11 protein-coding genes and 1 pseudogene are annotated in these 10,182 nt (G+C 65.3%); 5 read left to right on the top strand and 7 right to left on the bottom strand.

The features are described from left to right. Both VMJ11_RS31500 and ybiB read right to left on the bottom strand, forming a co-directional pair. Positions 1-494: pseudogene (locus tag VMJ11_RS31500) on the bottom strand (2-isopropylmalate synthase); the annotation flags it as partial. A gap of 600 nt (positions 495-1,094) precedes the next feature. Further along, positions 1,095-2,060, bottom strand: coding sequence for a DNA-binding protein YbiB (gene ybiB, locus VMJ11_RS31495; RefSeq protein WP_325624868.1), 966 nt, complete (start codon positions 2,058-2,060; stop codon positions 1,095-1,097). Positions 2,061-2,343: 283 nt separating this feature from the next. Between ybiB and VMJ11_RS31490 the strand changes: the two genes are divergently transcribed. Continuing rightward, positions 2,344-3,042 carry a fumarylacetoacetate hydrolase family protein gene (locus VMJ11_RS31490; protein WP_325624866.1) on the top strand — a complete coding sequence of 233 codons (699 nt, stop codon included), beginning with the start codon at positions 2,344-2,346 and terminating at the stop codon, positions 3,040-3,042. A 44-nt stretch (positions 3,043-3,086) separates the two neighbouring features. Further along, complete coding sequence (maiA, locus tag VMJ11_RS31485; protein ID WP_325624865.1) at positions 3,087-3,734, top strand: maleylacetoacetate isomerase; 648 nt, start codon at positions 3,087-3,089, stop codon at positions 3,732-3,734. Between the two features lie 89 nt (positions 3,735-3,823). Here the strand turns inward: maiA and ftsY are convergent, their stop codons facing one another. Continuing rightward, complete coding sequence (ftsY, locus tag VMJ11_RS31480) at positions 3,824-4,984, bottom strand: signal recognition particle-docking protein FtsY (protein ID WP_325624863.1); 1,161 nt, start codon at positions 4,982-4,984, stop codon at positions 3,824-3,826. Positions 4,985-5,249: 265 nt separating this feature from the next. On the opposite strand from ftsY, the gene rsmD reads away from it, so the two are divergent. The 3 genes from rsmD (at position 5,250) to VMJ11_RS31465 (ending at position 6,961) form a co-directional block, all read left to right on the top strand. Continuing rightward, positions 5,250-5,888 (top strand): 16S rRNA (guanine(966)-N(2))-methyltransferase RsmD, encoded by a 639-nt coding sequence (gene rsmD / locus VMJ11_RS31475; RefSeq protein WP_325624862.1) that lies wholly within the window; start codon positions 5,250-5,252, stop codon positions 5,886-5,888. Positions 5,889-5,996: 108 nt separating this feature from the next. Further along, entirely contained in the window at positions 5,997-6,500 is a 504-nt protein-coding gene (gene coaD / locus VMJ11_RS31470; RefSeq protein WP_325624861.1) for a pantetheine-phosphate adenylyltransferase, read from the top strand. A 200-nt stretch (positions 6,501-6,700) separates the two neighbouring features. Then, complete coding sequence (locus VMJ11_RS31465; RefSeq protein ID WP_325624859.1) at positions 6,701-6,961, top strand: YfhL family 4Fe-4S dicluster ferredoxin; 261 nt, start codon at positions 6,701-6,703, stop codon at positions 6,959-6,961. 75 nt (positions 6,962-7,036) lie between these two features. Here VMJ11_RS31465 and hisC read toward each other — a convergent pair whose 3' ends face one another. From hisC to prs, 4 genes are all read right to left on the bottom strand, one after another. After that, the gene (hisC, locus tag VMJ11_RS31460; protein WP_325624858.1) at positions 7,037-8,104 is read right to left on the bottom strand and encodes a histidinol-phosphate transaminase; all 1,068 of its coding nucleotides are present in this window, start codon (positions 8,102-8,104) and stop codon (positions 7,037-7,039) included. Positions 8,105-8,278: 174 nt separating this feature from the next. Next, positions 8,279-8,881: an aminoacyl-tRNA hydrolase gene (pth, locus tag VMJ11_RS31455; RefSeq protein ID WP_325624857.1), complete on the bottom strand. Its 603-nt coding sequence runs from the start codon at positions 8,879-8,881 to the stop codon at positions 8,279-8,281. A 167-nt stretch (positions 8,882-9,048) separates the two neighbouring features. Then, positions 9,049-9,657: a 50S ribosomal protein L25/general stress protein Ctc gene (locus tag VMJ11_RS31450; RefSeq protein ID WP_325624855.1), complete on the bottom strand. Its 609-nt coding sequence runs from the start codon at positions 9,655-9,657 to the stop codon at positions 9,049-9,051. 176 nt (positions 9,658-9,833) lie between these two features. After that, a partial coding sequence (gene prs / locus VMJ11_RS31445; protein WP_325624854.1) for a ribose-phosphate diphosphokinase occupies positions 9,834-10,182 on the bottom strand: 349 nt, incomplete at its 5' end.

Here is a 10,182-nt window from a genome sequence, read left to right as displayed (position 1 = left end):
CGCGCGTCGGCGTGTTCGCGGATCATGCGCGTGCCTTCCACGGCCAGCGCCTTCACATCGTCCTTCGATTGGCCGAACACGATCTTGCGGAACGACGGGCAGATCGCGTTGTAGAGATGCACGATCGCGCGCGGCGCGCCTTCGAGTGCCTCGAACGTGCGCGAGATCAACTCTTCGCGCGATTGCACGAGCACTTCGATCGTCACGTCATCGGGAATGCGCTTTTCCTCGATCAGCTTGCGCACGAAATCGAAGTCGGTCTGCGATGCCGACGGAAAGCCGACTTCGATTTCCTTGAAGCCAATCGCGACCAGCAATTCGAAGAACTCGGTCTTCTGCTCGATGCTCATCGGTTCGATGAGCGACTGGTTGCCGTCGCGCAGATCCGTGCTCATCCAGATCGGCGCGCGCTCGACGGTGCGTGTAGGCCAGCGTCGGCCGTTGAGACGGACAGCGGGGAAGGGGCGGTATTTCTCGGCGGGGTTACGCAACATGCTATGCCTCGTTCGTTTTGTCGTTTGCGATGGCGGTCGGCAGCGGGCGGCTGGCTTGCTGGCGACGGGGCACGATGCGCGAAACAGGAAGCGAACGGGCGGATACAGCCGATGTGACGAACGCGGCGATGGCGGTGACAGCGGTGACCATCGCGGATGCGGACGCATAAGATGCCCATGCAACGTGCATTTTGACCCTCGCGACTCGTCCGAACGGTAAACGGACGAATAGAGACGACAGGTTGTAAGGAAACTACAGGTTTGGGGTACTGCGAGAACTGCTTGGGAGGACTGCCGACCGACCGCGGAGGGGGTCGCGCAGCGCTACGCCTGGCTTACGCTAGACGTAGCGATAGGGCCGCTAGGCGGCCGGAGGTAATTCGGAGGGTGTTCGGAAGGGAACGCATTCGTTCAATGTAAGGCAGGGTGGGCGAACGTGTCAACAGGGAGTTTGTGCGTCACGCGCGCGCAGATGCCCGCAGATGGGCGCAATTACGCGATAAAGGACCTAATCTTGACTCGGCTCCGGGTTCGGGCGCGACTCGCGCGTTGCGTGCAAACGCCCATCCGTCGTGAATCGCGCCGCCGCCGGGGCCGAACTCACGTGCGCTTCGCGATCCGCTTGATCGTCTCGATCTGGCGTGAGATCGCTTCGGGCACAGGCGCTTCGCCGCGCAGCACGGCTTCGATCCAGGCGGCCGTGGTGGGCGCGTCGCGGCCTTCGGGGAGATCGACTTCGGGGGCGTCAGGCGACGAGCGCTCCGGCTCGACCAGTGTTTCGCAGATACCGTCATGCAGCCAGTCGACCTGCACCTGGCGGCGCGTGTCCGCCACGGCTTCGCCCTCGGTGCCCCGCGCGAGCAGCGCGCCGCCAGCGGCGGCATCGGGATGCGCCGCGAAGAGAGCGCTCAGGCTTTCGCGATACGGTGGATGCGTGTAGTTCACGAGCCGCAGGCCCGGCTGGGCGAACGGCTGCAGCAGCTTCACGAGCGTATGCGTGGAGTTGCGCACGCCCATGCGCCGGCGCAGCGAAAGCAAGCGCGCGAGCTTGGGCGCGAGCGTTTCGATGGGGGCGAACGCCACGCGGCGCGAGGCCAGCAGCGACTCGATCCCGGCGTGATCGCTGGCTTCGGGCTGGTCCAGCGCGGCGAAGATTTCGGCGCTCGTCACGCGGCCTGGATCGGTGCGCACGCCGTGCACGAGCGTCGGTACGCCTTCGCGCGCGAGCAGCATGGCGAGCAGCGGCACGAGATTCGGCTGCTTGCGCGCGCCGTTGTAGCTCGGAATCGACACGGGGCGATAGTCGCCCGGCGGCACCGCGAGCGGCGCGAACGAGGCATGCGCCGCGGCCAGCATCGCGGCCAGCTCGGTGGCGGTTTCGCCCTTGAGGCGGTACGCGAGCAGCACCGCACCCAGTTCGAGCTCGGGCACGCGGCCGTCGAGCATGGCGGCGTAGAGCGCGTGCGTGTCTTCCGCAGAGAGGGCGCGCGCGCCATGCGGTCCGCGACCGATCTCCTTGATGAAGCGGGCGCACGGGAAGATGTCGGTGGAGTCGGCGGTGGTCATCGGCAGCGGGGTTCGTTCGACGGCGCGCGGCGGCTTCGTGCGCAGCGTTGGCGCGTTTCTGGCGCGCGGCGGTCCGTCATCGTATTGCAAAAGGGGATGCGCGAAGTATCGCATGAGCGCGGCATGCGCCGCCCTCCACGCTCGCGGCCGCCTGACGGGTCATCCGCACAGGCCTGCACCGGCGCGCGTTACACTCGCGTTTGTCCTGACGGCGCAAGCCGCGCCGCCGCACCGCCGGGTCCGCGTGCCTCACGCGCGCCCCATCACAAAGACGGAGAACTCCATGACGTACGTATTCGAACCGGCCCCGCTCGCCTCGGTTCCGGTTGCTGGCAGCGACACGCGTTTTCCCGTGCGACGCATCTACTGCGTCGGCCGCAACTACGAAGCCCATGCGCGCGAGATGGGCCACGATCCGAACCGTGAGCCGCCGTTCTTCTTCTCCAAGCCCGCAGACGCGGTACTCTATGTGGCGCCTCGCGCCACCGCCGAGTTTCCGTATCCGGCGCAGTCGAAGAACGTACACTTCGAGATGGAACTCGTCGCGGCAATCGGCAAGGGCGGCAAGGACATTCCCGTTGCGAGCGCGCTCGAGCACGTCTATGGATATGCACTCGGCCTCGACATGACCCGCCGTGACCTGCAGGGCGAGGCGAAGAAGCTCGGCCGTCCGTGGGATACGGCCAAGGGCTTCGACCACTCGGCGCCCATCGGCCCGATTCATCCGGTCTCGCAGGTCGGCCAGCTTGCAAAAGGCGCGATCTGGCTCGCGGTGAATGGCGAAGAGAAGCAGCGCTCGGACATCTCGCAGATGATCTGGCCGGTTGCCGACACGATCGCGTTCCTTTCGACGCTTTTCGAACTGCAGGCAGGCGACCTGATCTACACCGGTACGCCCGAAGGCGTGGGCGCCGTGGTCAAGGGCGATCTGATGACGGGCGGCGTGGACGGTCTCGGCGAGTTTGCCGTGCGGGTCGTCTGAGCGGCGCGACACGTGCCGCAACTCAAGAGGAGCAAGAGAGGAGCATGAAGCTTTACAGCTATTTCCGCAGTTCGGCGTCGTACCGCGTGCGTATCGCGCTGAATATCAAGAACCTGTCGTACGAGTACGTGCCGGTCCACCTCGTGCGCGACGGCGGCGAGCAGCTCAAGCCCGCGTACCGGCAGATCAATCCCGACGCGATCGTGCCGACGCTCGTCGACGACGAGCAGCATCCGATCCAGCAATCGCTCGCGATCATCGAGTATCTGGAGGAGACGCATCCCGAGCCGCCGCTGCTGCCGAAGTCGGCCCTGGACCGCGCGTACGTGCGCTCGCTCGCGTTGCAGGTTGCCTGCGAGATTCATCCGGTGGACAACCTGCGCGTGCTGAAGTACCTGAAACACACGGTGCGCGTGGACGACGCGACGAAGGACGCGTGGTATCGCCACTGGATCGAGGCGGGCTTCGCGACGCTCGAGCAGCGGCTCGCCGGCGACCCGCGCACCGGCAAGCTCTGCTACGGCGATACGCCGACCATTGCCGACCTCTGTCTCGTGCCGCAGGTCTACAACGCGAACCGCTTCAAGATCGACACGACGCGCTATCCGACCATTCAGCGCATCAACGACTACGCGCTCACGCTCGATGCGTTCGCGCGCGCCGAGCCGGGCGTTCAGCCCGATTCGGAGTGAGCGTCAGCGCGGCTTCAGGCGCATGAAAAAAGGGCGTCGTTCGTGAGAACGACGCCCTTCTTGCTTGCAATGGCGTGCAAAATCTCGCTTCAGCCGCCAAGCAGCGCGTCGGTGAACTCCTCGGCGACGAACGGCTGCAGGTCCTCGACCTTCTCGCCCACGCCGATGAAGTACACGGGTACCGGGCGCTGGCGCGCGATCGCGGCCAGGATGCCGCCCTTGGCCGTGCCGTCGAGCTTCGTGACGATGAGGCCGGTCAAGCCCAGCGCGTCGTCGAAGGTTTTGACCTGAGCGAGCGCGTTCTGGCCGGTATTGGCGTCGATCACGAGCAGCACTTCGTGCGGCGCGCCTTCGAATGCCTTGCCGATCACGCGCTTGACCTTCTTCAGTTCGTCCATCAGGTGCAATTGCGTGGGCAGGCGGCCGGCGGTGTCGGCCATCACCACGTCGATGCGTCGCGCGCGCGCGGCGCTCACGGCGTCGAAGATTACCGCAGCCGGGTCGCCGCCTTCCTGCTGCACGACAGTCACGTTGTTGCGCTCGCCCCAGATGGCGAGCTGCTCGCGCGCAGCGGCGCGGAACGTGTCGCCGGCGGCGAGCAGCACGCTCTGGTCGAAGTGCTGCAGATGCTTGGCGAGCTTGCCGATGCTCGTGGTCTTGCCCGCGCCGTTCACGCCCGCGATCATCATGACGAGCGGCTGCGCGCGGCCGAGCATGAGCGACTTCTCGAGCGGCTTGAGCAGATCGACGAGCAGCGTGCGCAGCGCGTCCTTCACCTGTTGCGCGTCGGTCAGGCGCTCGGCGCGCACTTTCTGGCGCAGTTGCTCGAGCAGATACTCGGTCGCATCGACGCCCGCATCCGACATCAGCAGCGCGGTTTCGAGCTCTTCGTAGAGGTCGTCGTCGATCTTCGCATTGACGAAGATGCTCTGGATGTTCGAGCTCGTCTTCGAGAGCCCCGACTTCAGGCGCGAAAGCCAGGATTGCTTCGCGGCGGGCTCGGGAGCCGGCGGCGGGACGATCTCGACGGCTTCGGCTTCGGCTTCGGCTTCGGTGGCGGCTTGCAGCGGCGTCATCGGGGCGCTTGCTGGCGATGCGTCTGCGGCCTGGGGCGCGGACGGGGCCGCCTCGTGCGCTGCGACGGCAGGCGCTTCGGCAGCCTCGGCTTGTGCCTCGTGCGTCGACTCGGCCTCGGCCGGCGCGTTCTCGGCGTCCTTCGAGCCGCGGAATCGTTTGAAGAAACTGAACATGATCTGGCGTGGGTCAGGCGCGTTTGCGGGTCGGACCGAGGAGCGGTCAGCGACGGTTTGGGAGGAGGGTAACGCGCGGGAAACATGGCATTTTATCAGGCACCTCACGCCGCGTCGTTGCGGCGCCCGCGCGGCACGCGCGCGCGCCTGTGGTAACGTGCGCGCATTGGAGGGCGCGATGCAAAAACGCGCTCCGGACATCCGCCTGTTTTCAGGCGCCGCAGGCAGATTGCCAGCGGTCAAACGCAGCAGCACGACCACACGCATGACCCGTTCTTCATCTTCACGTGGGCAAGGCGCCCGCTCACATCAGCCCGATCCGCGCGCGCGCGGTGGCGGCGCGCACACGATCCGCATCATCGGCGGCGACTGGAAGCGCACGCCGCTGCCGGTGCTCGATCTCGACGGGCTGCGCCCGACGCCGGACCGCGTGCGCGAGACGCTCTTCAACTGGCTCGGCCAGCGCCTCGACGGTCTGCGCTGCCTCGACCTCTTCGCAGGCAGCGGCGGGCTTGGCTTCGAGGCGGCCTCGCGCGGCGCCGCGCGCGTGGTGATGGTGGAGCGCAGCTCGCGTGCTGCCGCGCAGCTGCGCGCGAACCAGACGCGCTTGAACGCGCGCACGATCGAAATTGCGGAAGCCGACGCGCTGCGTCTCGCGGCCAACCTCGCGCCGGGCTCGTTCGATGTCGTGTTCCTCGATCCGCCGTTTGGCGACACCGCGCTGCTCGAGCGCTCGCTCGAGCTGGCTGCGCCGCTCGTCGCGCCGCACGGCTGGCTTTACGTGGAGTCGGGCACGCCGGTCGATCCGGGCGCGCAGCCTGCGCTGACGGGCTGGACCGTGGCGCGCGAGGGCAAGGCGGGGGCGGTTCACTATCATTTGCTGCAGCGCGAAAATGAGGAATAATGCGCGTTCGATAAGAAGCGCGCGGGCGGCCCGGTCGTCACGCACGCACGTGTGATGCATCGCCACGGCACTGCATTGCGCCCCATTTCTGTTGAGAGGAGAAGCCTCATGGTAGTCGCCGTGTACCCCGGTACCTTCGATCCGCTCACGCGCGGCCACGAAGATCTCGTGCGGCGCGCGTCGAGCATTTTCGACACGCTGGTGGTCGGCGTTGCCGACAGCCGCAACAAGAAGCCGTTCTTCTCGCTCGACGAGCGCCTCGAGATCGCGCACGAGGTGCTCGGCCACTATCCGAACGTCCAGGTCATGAGCTTCAAGGGGCTCCTGAAAGACTTCGTGCGCACCAACAACGCCCGCGTGATCGTGCGCGGCCTACGCGCGGTCTCCGACTTCGAGTACGAGTTTCAGATGGCGGGCATGAACCGCTATCTGCTGCCGGACGTCGAGACGATGTTCATGACGCCGTCGGATCAGTATCAGTTCATTTCGGGCACGATCGTGCGTGAAATCGCCCAGTTGGGCGGCGATGTCAGCAAGTTCGTGTTTCCTTCCGTGGAAAAGCGCCTGCAGGACAAGGTGGCTTCGTTCGGCGGCACGGCCGCGAAGGCCTGAGCGCCGAGCCGCGCGTGCGGCCGCCGCGCGGCGGCCGCTTTTGCGCACCCGTGCTCTGCACCGGACCGATGCGGCAAGAAACCAGAACGCGCTCGCAATCCAGCGCGTCCTCGACGAATCCCATCCCAATTTCGACGCCATGCTCGCGAGTCGTGAAAAAGCTATAATGTATTGTTTTTGAAGGGAAACGCGAGAGAAGTATGGCCCTGATGATTACCGACGAGTGCATCAATTGCGACGTCTGCGAGCCTGAGTGCCCGAACGACGCGATTTCGATGGGCCCGGAAATCTACGTGATCGACCCGAAGAAGTGCACCGAATGTGTCGGCCATTTCAATGAGCCGCAGTGCATCCAGGTATGCCCCGTCGAGTGCATCCCGAAGAATCCGGAGTACGCCGAGTCGCCCGAGCAGCTGATGCAGAAATATCACGCGCTGATGGCGGCGAAGCATAACGCCTGATCCGCGGGTTTGCGGACCGAACCGGCAATAAAAAACGCGCCCATGTGGCGCGTTTTTTATTGCGTGCAACTTTCGTCAGCCCACGATGGACTTCAGGGCCTCGATGAGCGTATCGCACTCCGCATCGGTGCCGATCGAGATGCGCAAATGCTGGTTCACACGCGGCGCGTGGAAATGGCGTACGAAGATCTCCTTTTCGCGCAGTTTCGCCGCAATAGCCGCCGCATCGTGCGCGGGATGCTTCGCAAACACGAAGTTCGCCGCCGAAGGCACCACCTCGAACCCAAGCGCCGTGAGCGCAGCCGTGAGGCGCTCACGGCTCGCCATCACTCGGGCGCTCGTCTTCGCGAGCCAATCGGCATCCTCGTAGGCGGCCGTCGCGGCGGCCTGGGCCAGGCGATCGAGCGGATACGAGTTGAAGCTGTCCTTCACGCGGTTGAGGGCGTCGATCAGATCGGCGTGGCCGAACGCGAAGCCCACACGCATGCCCGCGAGCGACCGCGACTTCGAGGTCGTGTGCACGACGAGCAGGTTTGGATAACGGTCGATCAGTGCGATCGCCGACTCGGCGCCGAAGTCCACATACGCCTCGTCGATCACCACGACCGATTCCGCATTGGCCGCGACGATGCGCTCGATTGCCGCAAGCGGGAGCGCGTGGCCGGTCGGCGCGTTCGGGTTCGGGAAGATCACGCCGCCATTGGGCTGCAGGTAGTGGTCGACGCGAATCGCAAACTGCTCGTCGAGCGGCACCGTGCGGTACTCCACCTCGTAGAGCCGCGCGTACGTCGGATAGAAGCTGTAGGTGATATCAGGAAAAAGGATCGGCTTGTCGTGCTTGAGCAGTGCCTGGAACGCGTGGGCGAGCACTTCGTCCGAGCCGTTGCCGACGAACACCTGGTCCGCGCGAATGCCGTGATGCGCGGCCACAGCGGCGCGCAGGCGCTTGGCGAGCGGATCGGGATAGCGGCGCAGCGAGTCGCCCGTTTCGCCTAGCTCGTGGCGGATCGCCTCGAGCACGCGCGGGGAGGGCGCATACGGATTCTCGTTCGTGTTGAGCTTGACCGGCTGCGCGAGCGCGGGCTGTTCGCCCGGCACATACGGCACGAGGCGGTGGACGATATCACTCCAGTAACGACTCAAGACGCTCTCCTTTTGTCGATCGGAGTTTGCGCTTCAGCGCTTACTCCGATCCCATGCAACGCGGTCGGCCCGAGTTAGCGCTTTAGCGCTCACTTGGGCCCCATGCAAAGCTGTCGACCGGAAATTGGCGCTTCAGCACCAACTCGGGCCCAATCCTGCAATTCCCCTATAGGTTCAGCCGTTGCGATGCAACTGCATCACCGCGCGTTCGGCTTCGCCCTTCACGAACGTCGGCATCACCGCGAGCGCGCGTTCGATCGAAGCGTCGATCACGTCCTGCTCCTCGCGGCGCGGCGGCTTGAGCACGAAGTTCGCGACGTCGGGCTTCGCGCCGGCCCGCGCGCCTTCGGGAATCAGATCGCGCGGATGGCCGATGCCAATGCGCAGACGCCAGTATTGCTGCGTCGACAAGTGCGCGGAAATATCCTTCAGGCCGTTGTGGCCGCCGCTGCCGCCAGCGAGCTTGAGCTTGACGGTGCCGGGCGGCAGGTCGAGCTCGTCGTGCGCGACGAGGATCTCGTCGGGCAGGATCTTGAAGAAGTTCGCGAGCGCGACGACCGATTGCCCCGAGCGGTTCATGTAGGTCTGCGGCTCCAGCAGATGCACTTCCTCGCCATAGAGGCGCGCCTTTGCATAGTGGCCGTGGAAGCGCCGTTCGTCGCGCAGCGTCGTGCCGGCTTCGCGCGCGAGCTGGTCGACGAACCAGAAGCCCGCGTTGTGGCGCGTCGCCGTGTATTCGGCGCCCGGATTGCCGAGCCCGACGATCAACCTGATCATTGTGGTGTTCCGCCTGCGAAAGTCGTTGAATCGATCCGCAAGTGTACGAAAAAGTGCGAAAAAAAACCCGCCGGGGCGAACCGCGGCGGGTCACGTCGTCCGTTTCAGGGAAACGGATCGAGAGGATCAGCTCAGCGGGCCCTGGCGGGCCCGTCAGGCCGCTGCGCTTACTCCGCAGCCGGCGCTTCTTCGCCTTCAGCAGCCGCCACGGCGCCAGCCGGCACGGGTGCCGACGCGACCACCGGGTTGTCCGCTTCGACGTGCGGAACCAGCGTCACGCCGGCCGGCAGGACGATGTCCTTGGCGTGCAGCGACTGGCCTGCTTCGATCTTCGCGAGGTCGACTTCGAGGAATTCCGGCAGCGCGCCCGGCAGGCACACCACTTCGATTTCGCTCAGGACGTGCGAGATGATCGCGCCACCCGTCTTCACAGCCGGATTGGTTTCCTGGTTCATGAAGTGCAGCGGCACCTTCGTGTGGATCTTCTTGTTCGGATCCACGCGCTGGAAGTCCACGTGCAGCACGAGCTGGCGGAACGGGTGGTATTGCACGTCGCGCAGCAGGACTTGCTGCGACTTGCCGGCCACTTCGAGATCGAGGATCGACGAATGGAAGGCTTCCTTCTTCAGGGCGTGCCACAGCGCGTTGTGATCGACTTCGATCAGTTGCGGCTCGGCGCCGACACCGTACACGATGCCAGGGGTCTTGCCAGCATTGCGCAGGCGGCGGCTCGCACCCGTACCTTGCAGGTTACGCTCGAAAGCGACGACTTTCATTTGATTCTCCAATGCACTGCCCGCGACCAGGCAGTAAAACGGGGCCCTTGGCGTCACCTTGCGGCAACCTGCCTTCCGGCCCCCAGCGATGCAGCGCGAACCTTCGTTCGTTCGCGCCGATTACGTGCAAAAGCGCGGCATTCTTGCGAACGCCGCGCCTTGCGCGTCAATTCTTATCAGCTTTCCGCGAACAGCGACATCACCGAGTCGCCGCGGCGGATACGCGAGAACGTCTCGGCCAGGAGACCTGCGCTCGTGAGCGAGCGGATCTTCGGGCACGAGCGCGCTTCGGCGCCCAGCGGGATGGTATCGGTGACGACCAGTTCGTCGAGCGCGGAAGCGGCGATGCGCTCGCCCGCGCCACCCGAGAGAACCGGGTGCGTGGCGTAAGCGAACACCTTCTTCGCGCCGCGTTCCTTCAGCACTTGCGCTGCCTTGCAGAGCGTGCCGGCGGTGTCGACCATGTCGTCCATGATCACGCAGGTGCGGCCTTCGACTTCACCGATGATGTTCATCACTTCGGCG

Origin of the sequence: Paraburkholderia sp. (genome assembly GCF_035501035.1) — a bacterium.
In the GTDB taxonomy this organism is placed as follows: Bacteria; Pseudomonadota; Gammaproteobacteria; order Burkholderiales; family Burkholderiaceae; genus Paraburkholderia.
This window is presented reverse-complemented; position numbering and strand designations above follow the sequence as displayed.